At 62.1% G+C, this 15,152-nt stretch carries 20 protein-coding genes and 2 tRNA genes; 6 read left to right on the top strand and 16 right to left on the bottom strand.

What is annotated here, in order from left to right:
• Positions 1-7 precede the first annotated feature (7 nt).
• Positions 8-91: transfer RNA gene (locus EI983_RS12145), tRNA-Tyr, on the bottom strand.
• 135 nt (positions 92-226) lie between these two features.
• Between EI983_RS12145 and rlmB the strand changes: the two genes are divergently transcribed.
• The 3 genes from rlmB (at position 227) to EI983_RS12130 (ending at position 2,124) form a co-directional block, all read left to right on the top strand.
• A complete protein-coding gene (gene rlmB / locus EI983_RS12140) occupies positions 227-1,003 on the top strand; it encodes a 23S rRNA (guanosine(2251)-2'-O)-methyltransferase RlmB (RefSeq protein WP_157707650.1) in 777 nt (258 codons plus the stop codon).
• Positions 1,004-1,064: 61 nt separating this feature from the next.
• A complete protein-coding gene (locus tag EI983_RS12135; RefSeq protein ID WP_157707649.1) occupies positions 1,065-1,418 on the top strand; it encodes a hypothetical protein in 354 nt (117 codons plus the stop codon).
• A gap of 232 nt (positions 1,419-1,650) precedes the next feature.
• Complete coding sequence (locus EI983_RS12130; protein ID WP_157707648.1) at positions 1,651-2,124, top strand: CoA-binding protein; 474 nt, start codon at positions 1,651-1,653, stop codon at positions 2,122-2,124.
• Positions 2,125-2,195: 71 nt separating this feature from the next.
• On the opposite strand, the gene EI983_RS12125 is transcribed toward EI983_RS12130, so the two are convergent.
• From EI983_RS12125 to hisF, 3 genes are read right to left on the bottom strand one after another with little or no spacing between them, the layout of a single operon-like run.
• The gene (locus tag EI983_RS12125) at positions 2,196-2,489 is read right to left on the bottom strand and encodes a Dabb family protein (protein ID WP_157707647.1); all 294 of its coding nucleotides are present in this window, start codon (positions 2,487-2,489) and stop codon (positions 2,196-2,198) included.
• Positions 2,486-2,797, bottom strand: a complete 312-nt coding sequence (locus tag EI983_RS12120; protein WP_157707646.1) for a phosphoribosyl-ATP diphosphatase — start codon at positions 2,795-2,797, stop codon at positions 2,486-2,488. Before EI983_RS12120 ends, EI983_RS12125 begins: the two co-directional genes overlap by 4 nt.
• Complete coding sequence (gene hisF, locus EI983_RS12115; RefSeq protein ID WP_157707645.1) at positions 2,794-3,558, bottom strand: imidazole glycerol phosphate synthase subunit HisF; 765 nt, start codon at positions 3,556-3,558, stop codon at positions 2,794-2,796. Before hisF ends, EI983_RS12120 begins: the two co-directional genes overlap by 4 nt.
• 103 nt (positions 3,559-3,661) lie before the next feature.
• Here hisF and EI983_RS12110 point away from each other — a divergent pair, with 103 nt between their 5' ends.
• Positions 3,662-4,117, top strand: a complete 456-nt coding sequence (locus tag EI983_RS12110; protein WP_157707644.1) for a DUF302 domain-containing protein — start codon at positions 3,662-3,664, stop codon at positions 4,115-4,117.
• On the opposite strand, the gene EI983_RS12105 is transcribed toward EI983_RS12110, so the two are convergent.
• Together EI983_RS12105 and hisA are read right to left on the bottom strand one after the other, a co-directional pair.
• The gene (locus EI983_RS12105) at positions 4,114-4,440 is read right to left on the bottom strand and encodes a hypothetical protein (RefSeq protein WP_157707643.1); all 327 of its coding nucleotides are present in this window, start codon (positions 4,438-4,440) and stop codon (positions 4,114-4,116) included. The two genes, EI983_RS12110 and EI983_RS12105, sit on opposite strands and share 4 nt — an antisense overlap.
• A gap of 19 nt (positions 4,441-4,459) precedes the next feature.
• Positions 4,460-5,182, bottom strand: a complete 723-nt coding sequence (gene hisA / locus EI983_RS12100; RefSeq protein ID WP_157707642.1) for a 1-(5-phosphoribosyl)-5-[(5-phosphoribosylamino)methylideneamino]imidazole-4-carboxamide isomerase — start codon at positions 5,180-5,182, stop codon at positions 4,460-4,462.
• A gap of 137 nt (positions 5,183-5,319) precedes the next feature.
• Here hisA and EI983_RS12095 point away from each other — a divergent pair, with 137 nt between their 5' ends.
• Both EI983_RS12095 and EI983_RS12090 read left to right on the top strand, forming a co-directional pair.
• Positions 5,320-5,709 carry a DUF2147 domain-containing protein gene (locus tag EI983_RS12095; RefSeq protein ID WP_157707641.1) on the top strand — a complete coding sequence of 130 codons (390 nt, stop codon included), beginning with the start codon at positions 5,320-5,322 and terminating at the stop codon, positions 5,707-5,709.
• Between the two features lie 147 nt (positions 5,710-5,856).
• Entirely contained in the window at positions 5,857-6,243 is a 387-nt protein-coding gene (locus EI983_RS12090) for a DUF2147 domain-containing protein (RefSeq protein WP_157707640.1), read from the top strand.
• Between the two features lie 6 nt (positions 6,244-6,249).
• Here EI983_RS12090 and hisH read toward each other — a convergent pair whose 3' ends face one another.
• The 10 genes from hisH to EI983_RS12045 form a co-directional block, all read right to left on the bottom strand.
• The gene (gene hisH / locus EI983_RS12085) at positions 6,250-6,888 is read right to left on the bottom strand and encodes an imidazole glycerol phosphate synthase subunit HisH (RefSeq protein ID WP_157707639.1); all 639 of its coding nucleotides are present in this window, start codon (positions 6,886-6,888) and stop codon (positions 6,250-6,252) included.
• 5 nt (positions 6,889-6,893) lie between these two features.
• A complete protein-coding gene (hisB, locus tag EI983_RS12080) occupies positions 6,894-7,481 on the bottom strand; it encodes an imidazoleglycerol-phosphate dehydratase HisB (protein WP_157707638.1) in 588 nt (195 codons plus the stop codon).
• Positions 7,482-7,616: 135 nt separating this feature from the next.
• Positions 7,617-7,691, bottom strand: a tRNA-Gly gene (locus EI983_RS12075).
• A gap of 79 nt (positions 7,692-7,770) precedes the next feature.
• Entirely contained in the window at positions 7,771-7,905 is a 135-nt protein-coding gene (locus EI983_RS19455) for a hypothetical protein (protein ID WP_281356432.1), read from the bottom strand.
• A gap of 228 nt (positions 7,906-8,133) precedes the next feature.
• The gene (locus EI983_RS12070; protein WP_157707637.1) at positions 8,134-9,705 is read right to left on the bottom strand and encodes a GMC family oxidoreductase; all 1,572 of its coding nucleotides are present in this window, start codon (positions 9,703-9,705) and stop codon (positions 8,134-8,136) included.
• Between the two features lie 27 nt (positions 9,706-9,732).
• Positions 9,733-10,257 carry a Twin-arginine translocation pathway signal gene (locus EI983_RS12065; RefSeq protein ID WP_157707636.1) on the bottom strand — a complete coding sequence of 175 codons (525 nt, stop codon included), beginning with the start codon at positions 10,255-10,257 and terminating at the stop codon, positions 9,733-9,735.
• A 25-nt stretch (positions 10,258-10,282) separates the two neighbouring features.
• Entirely contained in the window at positions 10,283-10,678 is a 396-nt protein-coding gene (locus tag EI983_RS12060) for a VOC family protein (RefSeq protein WP_157707635.1), read from the bottom strand.
• A gap of 89 nt (positions 10,679-10,767) precedes the next feature.
• Positions 10,768-11,061, bottom strand: coding sequence for a ribbon-helix-helix domain-containing protein (locus EI983_RS12055; RefSeq protein ID WP_157707634.1), 294 nt, complete (start codon positions 11,059-11,061; stop codon positions 10,768-10,770).
• 94 nt (positions 11,062-11,155) lie between these two features.
• The gene (locus tag EI983_RS12050) at positions 11,156-11,653 is read right to left on the bottom strand and encodes a YegJ family protein (RefSeq protein ID WP_157707633.1); all 498 of its coding nucleotides are present in this window, start codon (positions 11,651-11,653) and stop codon (positions 11,156-11,158) included.
• Between the two features lie 4 nt (positions 11,654-11,657).
• A complete protein-coding gene (locus EI983_RS12045; protein ID WP_157707632.1) occupies positions 11,658-15,101 on the bottom strand; it encodes a pyruvate carboxylase in 3,444 nt (1,147 codons plus the stop codon).
• Positions 15,102-15,152 lie beyond the last annotated feature (51 nt).

The following is a 15,152-nucleotide window of genomic DNA, read 5'->3' as shown; positions in this document are numbered from 1 at the left end:
GGAGAAGTGGTGGGCGACCTAGGAATCGAACCTAGCGTGCGTCTCCGCGAGGGAGTTACAGTCCCCTGCCACACCTTGCGGCCTGTCGCCCACTGAGCCCGGCGCGCTGGCCGGACAGTGAGGCGCTGATTACAAGCGCCCATGCCACCCGTCAAGGCGAAAATACCTTGCAACCGGGCGAGGCGCGCCGCATTGTCCGGCGCTCTATGTTTTGGGCGAGGCAGCCATGAAAAAACCCCGCTGGGTGATCGACAAGGAACAGGCCAAACGCGCGGCCGCGGCCGAGACCGTCTGGCTCTTCGGCCTGCATGCGGTGCGCGATGCGTTGCAGAATCCCAGGCGCGAGAAGCTGCGCCTGATCGTCACCAAGAATGCCGCCGACAAGCTTGGCGATGCGATTGCCGGGGCGGACATGACGCCGGAAATGGCCGATCCGCGCAAATTCCCGGCGCCGATTGATCCGCAATCGGTGCATCAGGGGGCTGCGCTGGAGGTTAAACCGCTTGACTGGGGGCCGCTCGAGCAGCTCTGCCTTGGCGATGGTCAGCGTCCGCCCCGTGTGGTGCTGCTCGATCGTGTGACAGACCCGCATAACGTGGGGGCGATCCTGCGCTCGGCCGAGGTGTTCGGGGCCTGCGCCGTCATTGCCCCGCGCCATCATTCCGCCCCCGAGACAGGCGCCCTGGCCAAGACCGCCAGCGGCGCGCTGGAACGTCAGCCCTATCTGCGGGTGCGCAATCTGGCCGAGGCAATGGAGGCGCTGAAATCCATGGGCTATCTGGTGCTGGGTCTTGCGGGCGAGGCAACGGAGACAATCGAGGATGTGCTGGATGCGCGCCGCGACCGGCCTGTTGCCCTGGTGCTTGGTGCCGAAGGTCCGGGCCTGCGTCAGAAAACCCGCGAGACCTGCGATGCGTTGGTCAGGATCGAGTTTGCGGGCGCGTTCGGGTCGCTCAATGTGTCGAACGCGGCGGCGGTTGCCCTATATGCTTCGCGGGGGTAGGCGCTTGCATCCTGTGGGCGGACTACCTTTATTCGACTGACACGACCAGCCCAGAGGTGACATGCCCCATAACGTAAAGATCGCCACCTGCTGCTATTGCGGCACCCGGGCTGCCCTGGTGCTGGACCGCGCGCGCCACGAGCTTGCCTGCCGGGCCTGCGGTGCGCCGCTGCACGAGATGAAGATGATGCCGAAGCATCAGGAAGACGACCGCAAGATCGGGGTCCCGACGCAGGTCGGGCGAAGCAAACCGGCGATTGCCGCCACAACCAAACGGCAAAAACCGAAAAAATCCGAAAAATACGAGCCGCGCCCGGCACGGAAAAAATCCAGAAGCAGGCGGATCGTCAAGCGCGGCTGGGGCCGGAAGCTTATGGAAGAGTTGTGGGATGTGGTGGAAGACGTGTTCGATTGACGCTTTTCCCGGATTTTGGGCAAGAATCCGCTTCCAAAACCCCTTTTTCCATTAACTTTTTAGTCACGGGAAGGTGACACCCTCTTTTCAAATCGATTTTCGACCCTATCTGAGGTCCACGAGGCGATGATCTGGAACATCTCGTCTCAATTCACTGTCCCTCGTTCCGCGACTGGCGCCCAGGTTTTCTGGGCGCTTTTTTTTGTGGAAAGACCACGTTAAGAGAGCAGTCATGAACGAACCATACTCAGACGCGCATCTGCGCGATATCCTCAAACGCACCAAGCGGATTGCCGTGGTGGGCGTGTCGCTCAACGATGTGCGGCCGAGTTACTACGTCGCGCGCTACCTCGCGCTCAAGGGGTTTGACGTGATTCCCATCAATCCGGGCCATGCGGGCCAGGAGGCCTTCGGCGCCACTGTCTTGGGGTCTCTCGACGACATCGAAGGTGATGTCGACATGGTCGATATTTTTCGTCGTCCCGAGCATGTGCCGCCCATTGTGGACGCGGCGTTGGAGCGGTTCCCCGATTTGAAGACGATCTGGATGCAGATCGGGGTCTGGCATGAAGGTGCGGCCGAGACGGCACGGGCGCGGGGTGTCGAGGTGGTGATGAACCGGTGCCCCAAGATCGAATACCAGCGCCTGTTCGGAGAGCTGCGCATGGGCGGGTTCAACACGGGCGTGATTTCGTCCAGGCTTTAGCGGCGCGGTGTCACACGTCTTTGCGAAGGCGTGTCACCGCATCAGCCCGGCATCATCAAAGGCGGGGCGCTTTAGCTGTCTGCTTCGAAATCCGCGGCGATCCGCACGTCTCGCAGCGGTCGCACCTTGGCGATGCAGGCCTCGTAGATCGGATGCGCCTTGTAAGCCTCCAGCGCGGCTTCGTCCGCAAACTCCGCATAGACGATCACATCCACCGGGGTGCCTGTAATCTGGTCGCTGCGCAGGTTGCGCCCGACTTCGAAATGCTGCGAATGAGGGATGTCGCGCAGCATGGTGAGCCCCTCTCGAATCGCCTCGATCTCCTCATCGCGCTTGGCGCTGAAAAACACGATATGCCGGATCATTTCGTCCTCGCCGCCTTTTCCTCAATTCCTGATTGGCCCTGACGGCGCGCAAGTTCGTCCATCACGTCCGACAGCGGCACATCTCGCGACCGGAGCATCACCAGCAGGTGAAACAGCACATCTGCCGCTTCTGCCGTCAGCCGCGCGCGGTCACCTTTTACCGCTTCGATGATCGCTTCCACCGCCTCTTCGCCAAATTTCTCCGCTGCCTTTTCAGGCCCTTGCGCAAGCAGTTTGGCGGTCCAGCTTTCGCCGGGATCCGCCTTGGCGCGCGCCTCCACGATCTGCGACAGCTCGTCCAAAGTCATGCGTCCATCCTCACCGGGATACCGGCCTTTGCCATATGCTCTTTGGCCTCATGTATCGTGAAGGTGCCAAAATGAAAGATCGACGCCGCAAGAACCGCGCTTGCCCCGCCTTTGGTGACGCCTTCGACCAGATGATCCAGCGTGCCAACGCCGCCAGAGGCAATCACCGGGATGCTGACCGCGTCGCTGATCGCGCGGGTCAGCGGCAGGTTGAAGCCCTGCTTGGTCCCGTCCCGGTCCATGCTGGTCAGCAAAATCTCGCCCGCGCCCTTTTCCTCGACCAGCTTGGCGAACTCCACTGCGTCGATGCCCGTGGGTTTGCGCCCGCCATGGGTAAATATCTCCCACTTGCCGGGGCTTACGGTCTTGGCGTCGATGGCCACGACAATGCACTGGCTGCCGAACTGGTCCGCCGCCTCGCGCACCACATCCGGGTTGGCCACGGCGGCCGAGTTGAAACTGACCTTGTCGGCCCCGGCCAGCAAAAGCGCGCGCACATCCGCCGCGCTGCGTACCCCGCCGCCCACGGTCAGCGGGATATAGCATTGCTCGGCAGTGCGCTGCACCACGTCAAACATCGTGCCCCGGTTTTCATGGGTTGCGTGAATGTCGAGGAAACAAAGCTCATCCGCCCCCGCCGCATCATAGGCGCGGGCGGATTCCACCGGATCGCCCGCATCGACAAGATCAACGAAGTTCACACCCTTCACCACGCGCCCATCGGCCACGTCCAGGCAGGGAATGATCCGGGTTTTGAGCATGAAACTGCCCTCTGCATTCAGTCACGCGATTGTTTATGTGCAAATGCCGCGACATACCAGAGGATGTGAGGCAAACAAACTGAACCAACAGGAGATTTTCAGCATGAAACGATTTGCATGGGCGGCAGCGCTCTCGCTTCTGGCCGCACCGGCCCTGGCGATGAGCGACGACATCGTCAAAGTGCAGGCCTCGGGCGATGTGGCCAGCACGATGGACGCGCTGCAGGCTGCCGTCGAAGGGGCGGGGGCCACCGTCTTTGCCCGGGTGGATCATGCGGGGGGCGCGATGAAGGCGGGGCTGGAGCTTGCACCATCCCAGCTTTTGATTTTCGGGAACCCCAAGCTTGGCACACCGGCCATGCAGGATGACCCGCTGGCCGGGCTGTACCTGCCGCTCAAGGTGCTGGTCTATCGCGACGGGGCAGGGCAGGTCTGGCTGGCTTACGAGAATCCCAAGGACATGCTCGATGATCTGGGCGGGATTTCAGAGGATGCGCAGTATATCAAGATGATGACCGGCGCTTTGGGCAAGCTGACGGCCAAAGCAGCGGGGGGCTAAGCGCGGCGGTGCATCTGGTCCAGCACGAAGGCCAGAGCCGCCAGAGGAATGCCGATCAGGATATAGGCCTTGCCCGCCGCAACGATCAGAGGCTGGGCCGAGGCAATAAGCGCGCTGCCGACCGCACAATCGCTGTAGCCGGAGAGAAGCGAGCCCTTGCAAGTGATCAGCGGAATAACGAGGGCCGCGGCGCAGACCAGCGCCGCCGCGCCGCCAAAGGTCAGGATCGCGCGGGCGGAGTGGCTGTGCATCTCGCGGCGTTTGACGAACATCACAACCGCGGGCATGCCGATGAAAAAGGCCAGAAGCAGTTTGCCGATCATGCCAGTCCCTCCTTTGGGTTCAGGCTTTCAGTATCGACAGCGCCGCTTTCAAGTCAATCGCCCCGTCATAGAGCGCGCGGCCGGAAATGGCCCCGTTCAGCGGCGCGCCGCAATCGCGCAGCGCCCGCAGATCGTCGAGCGAGCTGACCCCGCCGCTGGCAATCACCGGGATCGACACCGCTTGTGCAAGGGCGGCCGTGGCCTCCACGTTGGGGCCTTGCATCGCGCCGTCGCGGTTGATGTCGGTATAGATGATTGCCGCTACGCCCGCGTCCTCGAAGGACCGCGCGAGGTCGGTGGCGTTGACGTCGGTTTCCTCGGCCCAGCCCTTGGTGGCCACGAACCCGTTACGCGCGTCGATGCCCACGGCCACCTGGCCGGGAAAGGCACGGGCCGCCTCGCGCACGAGAGCGGGGTTTTCCACAGCCACAGTGCCCAGGATCACCCGCGCCAGCCCCTTTGAGAGCCAACGCTCGATCGTGGCCATATCACGAATGCCGCCGCCAAGTTGCGCAGGCACTTTCGTGCGTTCCAGGATCGCTTCGACAGGGGCGGCGTTTACCGGCTCGCCTGCAAAGGCGCCATTGAGATCAACGAGATGCAGCCATTCGCACCCTGCCTCGACAAAGGCCATGGCCTGTGCGGCCGGGTCATCATTGAACACGGTGGCCTGGTCCATCTCGCCCTTCACGAGGCGCACGGCCTGGCCATCCTTGAGGTCAATCGCAGGGTAGAGGATCATCGGCTTTGGTCCTTTTGGATGAGGCTTGGCGCCGTTTGGCACGGGATCGCGCGAATTGCAACGCGACCCAACGTCAGACTTGATCCCGTTGTCCGCCATCGCCAAAACTGCGCTCAATTCTCAGGGAGGAGATCATGATGAAGAGTATGACAGTTGCTATCGCCGCCTTCGCGCTCAGTGCCGGCGCCGCCCTGGCCGATCCGGTCACGGGCACCTGGAAAACCCAGCCCGGCGATGACGGGAACTATGCGCATGTGGAAATCTCCACATGCGGCAGCCAGATCTGCGGCACGCTGGGCAAGGGTTTTGACAGCGCAGGCAAGACCATCGACAGCCCGAATATCGGCAAGAAGATGATCTGGAACATGAACGTCGACGGTGGCGGCGCCTATTCAGGTGGCAAGATCTGGGCACCGGATCGCGACAAGACCTACAACTCAAAGATGTCGCTGAACGGCAACTCGCTTGAGGTGTCGGGTTGCGTCCTGGGCTTCTGCCGCAGTCAGACCTGGACCCGCGTGAAGTAACAAATCATAAGCTATCTTTTGCCGAGACCCGCGCGTCGTCACTGGACGGAGCGCGGGTTTTGCATTACATATTGCTCGCTTGGCGTGTGTCGCCCGGCGGCGGTTCGGCCCCGGCCAATCAGGGGCATTTTTCGAAGGATCACCATGATGCGTGTCATGATGGCAGGTGTTCTGGGACTTTCCCTTTTTGCAGCGCCAGCGTTTTCCGAGCCGGCGCTCGGGCTCTGGCTCACCGAGGCCGACAGGAAGGGCCAGGTGGCCCATGTCAGCATTCAGAAATGCGCGAGCGCGCTGTGCGGCAAGATCGTCAAGGTCTTCAGCCCTGCCGGGCAGGAGATCAGCCATAAGAATGTGGGGCGGATGATTTTCTGGGGTGTCACGCCGACAGGAGGCGGGGCGTATCAGGGGCGCGCTTTGGTGCCGGCCTATAACACTGAATATGATGCCGAGATGAAGCTCAGCGGCAATCAGTTGACCGTGGGCGGGTGCAAGGGACCGATCTGCCAGAGCCAGACCTGGAAGCGCGTCAAGTAACGCGGATCACGGGCGCCAGCGCAGGAAATTGGCAATCATGCGCAGGCCGGTCTCCTGGCTTTTTTCGGGGTGAAACTGCGTGCCGACAAGGTTGTCGCGCCCGACCACAGCCGTGACCTGCCCGCCATATTCCACATGCGCCAGCAGATGCGCCGGATCGGCCACCCGGAAGTGATAGGAATGCACGAAATAGGCGTGTTTTCCGGTGGCAATCCCGTCAAAGAGCGGATGATCGGCGTCCAGCACCAGGTCGTTCCAGCCCATATGGGGCACTTTCAAGCTGTGATCTGCGGGGGCGATGGGTTCGACCGAGCCACCGATCCAGTCAAAGCCGGGCGTTTCTTCATATTCCAGCCCGCGGGTGGCCATCATCTGCATGCCGATGCAGATCCCCATGAAAGGTTTGCCGCCCTGTGTGACCACATCCTCGATCGCCTCGAACACGCCCCGATGATCGAAAAGGGCCTGCCGACAGGCCGGAAAGGCCCCGTCACCGGGAAGCACGATCCGGTCCGCCCGGCGGATGACCTCCGGGTCCGATGTGACCGTCACGACACCTGCGCCCGTTTCCGCGGCCATCCGCTGAAACGCCTTTTCGGCCGAATGCAGGTTGCCGCTTTCGTAATCGACGATAACCGTGCTCATGGGCGTTACAGCGTGCCTTTGGTCGACGGGATCGCATCGGCCTTGCGCGGATCGACCTCGACCGCCTGCCGGAGCGCGCGCGCCACGGCCTTGAAGGCCGCTTCGGCGATGTGGTGGCTGTTGATCCCGTGCAGCGCATCCACATGCAGGGTGATCCCGCCATGGGTGCTCAGCGCCTGGAAGAACTCGCGCACCAGTTCGGTGTCGAAGGTTTTGATCTGTGCCGTGGGCATGTCGACATGCCACACCAGATAGGGCCGACCCGAGAGGTCGAGTGCAGCGCGCACCAGCGCGTCATCCATCGGCAGAAGGCAGCTGCCATAGCGATTGATGCCCTTCTTGACGCCCACGGCCTGCGTCAGAGCCTGCCCGAGGGCGATGCCCACATCCTCGACCGAGTGGTGATCGTCGATATGCGTGTCACCCTCGCAGCGGATGGTCATGTCGATCAGCGAATGCCGGGCCAGTTGATCCAGCATATGATCGAAAAACCCGATGCCGGTGGCCATGTCATACTGGCCGGTGCCGTCGAGGTTGATCTCGACCGAAATCTTGGTTTCGGCGGTCGTCCGCGTGACCTTCGCATTGCGCATGGAGGGTGTCCTTATGCCGTCATTCGAAGGCGCTTATAGGCCCATGCTGGCGGTGTTCCAAGGCAATCCTTGCGCCGGATCACAGGATCTGACCGGACTGCGTCTGATTGGGGACAGGAAGAGAAAAGAGAATTTTGGAGCGGGTGATGAGATTCGAACTCACGACATTTACCTTGGCAAGGTAACGCTCTACCCCTGAGCTACACCCGCTTCCTTGGGTAGCGTGGAGATATTGAACCTCGGCCCGTCCTGCAACCCAAAAAATGCAGCCGAGGTAAAAAAACTGCGCTCAGGGGCGGAAGCGCAGGGCCATATCGAGATACATCAGCCCCGATGACAGCATCAGGACGATCAAAAACAGCAGGACATGGCGTTTTGGTCTGGTGTCTGAGGGGCCGGATCGGCGCAGGCTTTGCTTGGTCACGCAGCTCTCCCTGATCTGGAATGGTCCGTGAGCGGGATATTACACCCTAGGGTAGAGCCAAGCCCGTGTTCCGATCAAGATTGCAGGGCGCGGGTGGCAAGGAATTGCCGGATCGCAGGGTCAGGGCGGCGAAACCCCGCCACATCCGGCATCACGAAAAAGGCCCCGGCAGATCAGGGAAGCTGCCGGGGCCCATCGGGGGCCGGGAAGAGGACGGCCCTCGCGGGGTCAGAGATTGCCCGCCGACAGCTCCGAGGCGATGTACTCGGCCTGACGGATGGCGAGCGCCACGATGGTCAGCGTGGGGTTCTCTGCCGCGCCCGTGGTAAAGACCGATCCGTCCGAGACAAAGAGGTTGTCGATGTCATGGGTGCGGCCCCATTTGTCGACCACGCCATCCTGCGCCTTCTCCGACATCCGGTTGGTGCCGAGGTTATGCGTGCTCGGGTAGGGCGGGGTCGGGAAGGTGCGCGTGGCTCCCACCGCCTCATAGACCGCGATGCCCTGCTTGTAGGCGTGGTTGCGCATGGCGATGTCATTGGGGTGGTCGGAGAAATGCACATTCGCCACCGGCATGCCGAACTGGTCGGTCACATCGGTGTTGAGCGTCACCCGGTTGCTTTCCTGCGGCATATCCTCGCCCACGATCCACATGCCGGCCATGTTCTCGTACATGTCGAGGGCGGTGGTGAACTCGCGGCCCCAGGCACCTGGGTCAAGGAAGGCCGCCATGAACGGCAGGCCAAGCGCCAGGGTTTCCAGCTCATACCCGCCGACAAATCCGCGGCTCGGGTCATGCCGCGCCTCATCCTGGATGATGCCGGCCATGGTCGTGCCGCGCCACATCTTCACCGGCTTGTCAAAGACCGCATAGACCGAGCCGGTCATGTGGCGCATGTAGTTGCGCCCCACCTGGCCCGAACTGTTGGCCAGCCCGTCGGGATACATCGACGTGGCCGAGTTGAGAAGCAGGCGGGGGCTTTCGAACGAATTGCCCGCCACACAGACGGCGCGGGCCATCTGCTTGTGCTCATTGCCGTCCGCATCGGCATAGACCACGCCGTTGACCTTGCCATCCTCGCCATGCTCGATCCTGAGCACATGGGCGCGCTCGCGCACTTCGAGGTTGCCGGTTGCTTCGCCTGCCGGAATATCCGTGTAGGCCGCGGACCACTTGGCGCCCCATTTGCAGCCCTGGAAGCAGAAGCCGGTCTGCTGACAGGCGAGCCGCCCGTCATAATCCTGCGAATTGATGGCCATGCGTCCGGTGTGCACTTCCTCATACCCAAGCGCCTTGGCGCCTTTCTCGAACACAAGGTAGTTGTTGTTGCCGGGCAGGCCCTCGCGCCCGCCGGTGCGGGTCACGCCCAGCTTGTTTTCGGCGCGGGTGTAGTAGTCATCCATCTCGCGCGGGTCGATCGGCCAGTCGAGCAGGTTAGCGCCCTCCACCTCGCCATAGGTGGTTTTGGCCTTCCACTCGTGATCCTGGAAGCGCAGCGATGCGCCTGCCCAGTGGGTGGTGGTGCCGCCCACGGCCTTCACGATCCAGGCAGGCAGGCCGGAGAAATCCTTGGCCACGCGCCAGTCGCCGGACGTGGTGCGCGGGTCAAGCCAGGCCAGTTGCCCGAAGCTTTCCCACTCGTCGTTGATGTAATCCTCGGGCAGATACCGCCCGCCTGCTTCCAGCGCCACGACCGATACGCCGCGTTGCGCCAGTTCATTGGCCAGAACGCCGCCACCGGCACCGGTGCCGATGATGACGATGACACTGTCGTCGCTCTTCTCAAATGGTGCAGCCATAGTCTGTACTCCTCTGTTGGCTATGGCTCAAAGCCAGTTGATGTCGTTGAAACCGCGGTCGATATACCCGCCCTGGCTGAAGCTTTCGCCTTCATAGCCAAAGAGCGGCCAGACCGCCTTCTGGTTATAAAGCCCGGTGACAAGCCCGCCGCGGATCTGCTGGAAGAACGGGTCATCCTCCATCCCGCGCAACACATCGACGCGGTCGCGCTCCCAGCCCATGGCAAGATAGCTGTCATGGCCTGCGGCCTGTGCTGCGGCATTGAGCTTGGCGATGCCTGCCTCGATGCCTTCGGCGGCCTCGGCGCTGTCATAGCCTTTCACGGCGACGGCGTAATACTCATCGGCCACATGGTCATGTGGATAGATATCGCGTGCCATCTGGATCAGCGTGGCCATGGTTTCAGGTTTGAGCGCGGTTGTTTCCATCGCCCAGGCCCCGTTGGCCCCGGCGACAAATCCCGCGCCGACGACAAGGCTCGCGCCCGCCGCCATGCTGCGCGAGAGTAACTCGCGCCGGGTCATGCCCTTTTGCTGGCTGGTTGTACTCATGTTCTCTTCCTCCCTTGGAACTTTGTTATTTGAAACGCCCGCCGCGCTGCAGGACCTCGATCTCGTAGCCATCGGGGTCCGCCACGAAGAAGAACTTGCCGACAAGCTGTCCGTCGGGGGCAAATTCAACGATCTTGCGGGGGGCGAGGCCGGCGGCCTCAAAGCGTGCGTGCTCGGATTCGAGGTCTTCGACCAGCACGGCGAAATGGCCATAGCCATCGCCCAGATCATAGGGCTCTGTGCGGCCTTTGTTGATTGTCAGTTCCAGCTCGAACGGGCAGGCGTCATTGCTGAGATAGACGAGCGTGAAATTCTCGAAGTCGAGCCTGTCGGCGACATCGAGATCAAACGCGGTCTTGTAGAACTCCAGCGATCGCTGCTCATCAAGAACGCGGATCATGCTGTGTATGGCTTTGGCCATGTTTCTCTCCGAATTGTCCAGTGTTCGAAGAGTGTGCCAAAACCTTTCACGGTGCGGGTAGTAAGCGGTTACTACATCGCGATTTTGCGCTATTCAGCGGCGATCTGCGCCTTTTCCGGGGCTTCCGCGCGGTCGAGATAGACCAGGCAGGTACAGCGCAGCAGGGCTGTGAAATTCTTCGGCTCGCCATGCAGTTCAAGCACTTCGTCATGTAATTTCGACACGAAGGCCGGGATCGTGATCCCCTCTGCCGAGGCGATTTCGTCAAGAATGCCCCAGAAGGATTTTTCAAGCCGGATGCTGGTGCTTTGCCCGTTCAGGCGCATCCGGCGGGTTTCAAGTTCATAGCGTTCCGGGTCCTGCCCGGCGAATATGCGGCACATGATTTTTCTCCTCCCATACGCAATGTCTCTTGCGTTCATGGGGCCATGATGCCGCAAAATCCCGGCTCAGCCAAGGCTCCACATGGCGGGGCGATCACCAGTCGCTTGGAATAGGCTGATCCGAGAGCATCTCCGACAGCCATGCGCGGTCTTCCTCGCTCAGATGAGGTAGCATGACACGGGTGGTGAAATTGCCGAAAACCTTGCCATCCCGGCTCAGATACCAGTCGGCGATCTGGTCCTGGCCGAAGCGAATGGAATCCCCCACCTGATAGCCTTCCATGTGCTCTGGCTCATTCTGAAGATAGCCAAAGAAAGACTGGCCTGTCCGCGCAAAGGGCGCGACCCAGATCACCTCGGCCAGAGTGTCGTCAATGGGTACGATCACCTTCACACCGGCGTCGGGGACCGAGCGCGATTGCGCGTCAAGCGCATGCCGCAGAAAGAGATCAAGACTGTCAGTTGCCCGGGCGACAGCGGCCTGCATTTCGGCGTCGCTGGTGGCGAAATCGACCACCGGATCAGCCGCGCGGGCGGGCGCAGTCGCGGTGAGGCCCGCCACCGTCGCCGCAAGAAGGAAAAGGCGCATCATGCGCCTATTCCAACTCGATCAGCAGATCCTTGGCGTCGATCTGGCCACCGGCCTGCACATGCACCGCTTTGACCTTCGCGTCGCGCTCGGCGTAGATGCCGGTTTCCATCTTCATCGCCTCGATGGTCAGCAGAAGGTCGTCGGCTTTGACCTCCTGGCCCACGCTGACCGCGACGCTGGCAACCACCCCCGGCATCGGGGCACCGATATGGTTCTCGTTGCCCGGCTCTGCCTTGGGCCGCTGCGCGGTCTGCGATTTGACCAGACGGTTCGGCACGCGGATGACCCGGGGCTGGCCGTTCAGTTCGAAGAACACCCGCACCTCGCCGTCATCCTGCGTCTCGCCCACGGCCTGCAACAGGATTTCCAGTGTCTTGCCGGGGTCGATTTCGACGCTGATCTCTTCACCCGGCTCCATGCCATAGAAGAAGGTGCGCGTGGGCAGGGTGCGCACCGGTCCATAGGTGCGGTGGCGGCCCATGTAGTCGAGGAAGACCTTGGGATACATCAGGTATCCGTTGAGGTCCTCGTTATCCACCGGCTTGCCTTCCAATTGCTCCGACAAGTCCTTGCGCGTGGCTTCAAGGTCCACGGGCTCCAGATGTGCGCCGGGGCGTTCTGTGTTGGGGCTTTCGCCCTTCAGAACCTTGGCCAGGATCGTCTCGGGGAAGCCGCCGGGCGGCTGGCCCAGATTGCCGCGCATCATGTCGACGACCGAGTCGGGGAAGGCCACGTCGGTGTCAGGGTCTTCCACGTCTTCGCGCGTGAGCCCCTGCGCCACCATCATCAGCGCCATGTCACCCACCACCTTCGAGGACGGCGTCACCTTCACGATATCGCCGAACATCTGGTTCACATCCGCATAGGTGCGCGCCACTTCGGGCCAGCGGTCTTCGAGCCCGAGGGAGGCGGCCTGTGCCTTGAGGTTGGTGAACTGCCCGCCGGGCATCTCATGCAGGTAAACCTCGGAGGAGGGGGCCTGCATCCCGGTCTCGAAGGCACGGTATTGCGTCCGCACTTCTTCCCAGTAATCCGAGATTTCGCGCACCGCGTCCATGTCGATGCCGGTGTCGCGCTCGGTGTTCTTGAGCGCCGAGACAACCGTTCCCAGCGTCGCCTGCGAGGTGTTCCCCGAAAACGCGTCCATCGCGCAGTCGACCGCATCGACGCCCACATCCGACGCCGCCAGGATCGAGGCCGAGGCCGCCCCCGCCGTGTCATGCGTATGGAAATGTACCGGGATCGACAGCTCCTGCTTGAGCGCTCGGATCAGCACCTTGGCCGAGGCGGGCTTGAGTAGCCCCGCCATGTCCTTCAACCCCAGCACATGCGCGCCTGCCGCTTCCAGCTCTTTGGCCATGCCGACATAGTATTTCAGGTCATACTTGGCGCGGTCCGGGTCGAGGATATCGCCGGTATAGCACACGGTGCCCTCGCAGATCTTGCCGCTTTCGATGACGGCATCCATGGCCACGCGCATGTTTTCTACCCAGTTGAGTGAGTCGAAGACGCGGAACACATCGACGCCCGTCTCGGCCGCCTGGCGCACGAATTCCCGCACCACGTTATCGGGATAGTTGGTGTAACCCACGCCATTGGAGGCGCGCAGCAGCATCTGCGTCAGCAGGTTGGGCATGGCCGACCGCAGATCGCGCAGGCGCTGCCAGGGGCATTCCTGCAGGAACCGATAGGCCACATCGAAGGTCGCCCCGCCCCAGCATTCCATCGAAAGAAGCTGTGGCAGCTTGTGCGCATAGGCGGGCGCCACCCGGATCATGTCAAACGAGCGCATCCGTGTGGCCAGCAGCGACTGATGCCCGTCGCGCATGGTCGTGTCGGTGATCAGAAGCTGCTTTTGCGCCAGCATCCAGTCGGCCACCGCCTTGGCGCCTTTCTGCTCCAGCATATTGCGCGTGCCCAGGGGCGGCGCATCAAGCGGGGTGCGCGGCGGGCGCGGCAGTTTCAGATCTGCGGGCGGCTTCGGTTTGTTGGCCGTCTCCGGATGCCCGTTCACCGTGATATCCGCGATATAGGTCAGAACCTTTGTGCCCCGGTCACGCCGCTTGGAGAACTGGAACAGCTCGGGCGTCGTGTCGATGAATTTCGTGGTGTATTCATTGCTCAGGAAGGTCGGGTGCTTGAGCAGGTTCTCGACAAAGGCGATGTTGGTGCTCACGCCGCGGATGCGGAACTCGCGCAGGGCGCGGTCCATCCGGGCAATCGCCCCTTGGGGCGTTTGCGCGTGGGCGGTGATCTTGACCAGCAGCGAATCGTAATAGCGCGTGATCACCCCGCCCGAATAGGCCGTGCCGCCATCAAGGCGGATGCCCATGCCCGTGGCCTCGCGGAAGGCGGTGATGCGGCCATAATCGGGGATGAAGTTGTTTTGCGGGTCCTCGGTGGTGATCCGGGTCTGGATCGCGTGCCCGTTGAGCTGCACCTCCTCCTGGCTGGCCTTGCGGGTGGCTTCCAGAAGGGTCTTGCCTTCGGCGATCTTGATCTGGGCCTGCACGATGTCGATGCCGGTGACTTCCTCGGTGACCGTGTGCTCCACCTGCACGCGCGGGTTCACCTCGATGAAATAGAACGCGCCGCTGTCCATATCCATCAGGAACTCGACCGTGCCCGCGCATTCATAATTCACATGTTTGCAGATCTTGTACCCAAGCTCGCAGATCTCTTCGCGCTGGGCGTCGGTCAGATAGGGGGCAGGGGCGCGTTCCACCACTTTCTGGTTGCGCCGCTGCACCGAGCAGTCGCGCTCATAAAGGTGGTACATATTGCCGTGCTTGTCGCCCAGGATCTGCACCTCGACATGGCGCGCGCGGGTGATCATCTTTTCCAGATAACCTTCGCCATTGCCAAAGGCGGCTTCGGCCTCGCGGCGGCCCTCAAGCACCTTTTCCTCAAGCTCTTCCGGGCCGTTGATGGGCCGCATCCCGCGCCCGCCGCCGCCCCAGGAGGCCTTGAGCATGATCGGATAGCCCACTTCGTCGGCCTGCTTGCGGATCAGGTCCATATCGTCGCCCAGCACCTCGGAGGCGGGGATCACCGGCACGCCTGCCTCAATGGCCACGCGCCGGGCGCTGGCCTTGTCGCCAAGCGCGCGCATGGTCTCGGCCTTGGGGCCGATGAAGGTGATGCCATTGGCGTCGCAGGCATCCACGAAATCCGGGTTCTCAGACAGAAGGCCATAGCCGGGGTGGATCGCGTCCGCCCCGCTCAGCTTGGCCACGCGGATGATCTCTTCAATACTCAGATAGGCCGCCACCGGCCCCAGCCCCTCACCGATCCGGTAGGCTTCATCGGCCTTGAACCGGTGCAGGCCCAGCTTGTCCTCTTCGGCAAAGACGGCGACGGTCTTCTTGCCCATCTCATTGGCGGCCCGCATGATCCGGATGGCAATCTCGCCGCGGTTCGCTATCAGGATTTTCTTGAAGTCAGCCATGAGGCGGTGTCCCCCTGAGGTCTTGAGGTGGTTGTGGTCATGCCGCAGTGC

The organism is Roseovarius faecimaris (genome assembly GCF_009762325.1).
Lineage (GTDB): Bacteria > Pseudomonadota > Alphaproteobacteria > Rhodobacterales > Rhodobacteraceae > Roseovarius > Roseovarius faecimaris.
Note: the sequence above shows the minus strand (reverse complement) of the source record. Positions and strands in the feature narration are given on the sequence as shown.

Coding starts and splice junctions, on each gene's coding strand:
- EI983_RS12070 (WP_157707637.1), bottom strand. CDS start 9,705: ATGGCTGCACCATTTGAGAAGAGCGACGACAGTGTCATCGTCATCATC.
- EI983_RS12050 (WP_157707633.1), bottom strand. CDS start 11,653: ATGATGCGCCTTTTCCTTCTTGCGGCGACGGTGGCGGGCCTCACCGCG.
- hisH (WP_157707639.1), bottom strand. CDS start 6,888: ATGAGCACGGTTATCGTCGATTACGAAAGCGGCAACCTGCATTCGGCC.
- hisA (WP_157707642.1), bottom strand. CDS start 5,182: ATGATCCTCTACCCTGCGATTGACCTCAAGGATGGCCAGGCCGTGCGC.
- rlmB (WP_157707650.1), top strand. CDS start 227: ATGAAAAAACCCCGCTGGGTGATCGACAAGGAACAGGCCAAACGCGCG.
- EI983_RS12125 (WP_157707647.1), bottom strand. CDS start 2,489: ATGATCCGGCATATCGTGTTTTTCAGCGCCAAGCGCGATGAGGAGATC.
- EI983_RS12060 (WP_157707635.1), bottom strand. CDS start 10,678: ATGGCCAAAGCCATACACAGCATGATCCGCGTTCTTGATGAGCAGCGA.
- EI983_RS12135 (WP_157707649.1), top strand. CDS start 1,065: ATGCCCCATAACGTAAAGATCGCCACCTGCTGCTATTGCGGCACCCGG.
- EI983_RS12045 (WP_157707632.1), bottom strand. CDS start 15,101: ATGGCTGACTTCAAGAAAATCCTGATAGCGAACCGCGGCGAGATTGCC.
- EI983_RS12105 (WP_157707643.1), bottom strand. CDS start 4,440: ATGATCGGCAAACTGCTTCTGGCCTTTTTCATCGGCATGCCCGCGGTT.
- hisB (WP_157707638.1), bottom strand. CDS start 7,481: ATGCGCAATGCGAAGGTCACGCGGACGACCGCCGAAACCAAGATTTCG.
- EI983_RS12090 (WP_157707640.1), top strand. CDS start 5,857: ATGCGTGTCATGATGGCAGGTGTTCTGGGACTTTCCCTTTTTGCAGCG.
- hisF (WP_157707645.1), bottom strand. CDS start 3,558: ATGCTCAAAACCCGGATCATTCCCTGCCTGGACGTGGCCGATGGGCGC.
- EI983_RS12055 (WP_157707634.1), bottom strand. CDS start 11,061: ATGTGCCGCATATTCGCCGGGCAGGACCCGGAACGCTATGAACTTGAA.
- EI983_RS12130 (WP_157707648.1), top strand. CDS start 1,651: ATGAACGAACCATACTCAGACGCGCATCTGCGCGATATCCTCAAACGC.
- EI983_RS12095 (WP_157707641.1), top strand. CDS start 5,320: ATGAAGAGTATGACAGTTGCTATCGCCGCCTTCGCGCTCAGTGCCGGC.
- EI983_RS12110 (WP_157707644.1), top strand. CDS start 3,662: ATGAAACGATTTGCATGGGCGGCAGCGCTCTCGCTTCTGGCCGCACCG.
- EI983_RS12120 (WP_157707646.1), bottom strand. CDS start 2,797: ATGACTTTGGACGAGCTGTCGCAGATCGTGGAGGCGCGCGCCAAGGCG.
- EI983_RS12065 (WP_157707636.1), bottom strand. CDS start 10,257: ATGAGTACAACCAGCCAGCAAAAGGGCATGACCCGGCGCGAGTTACTC.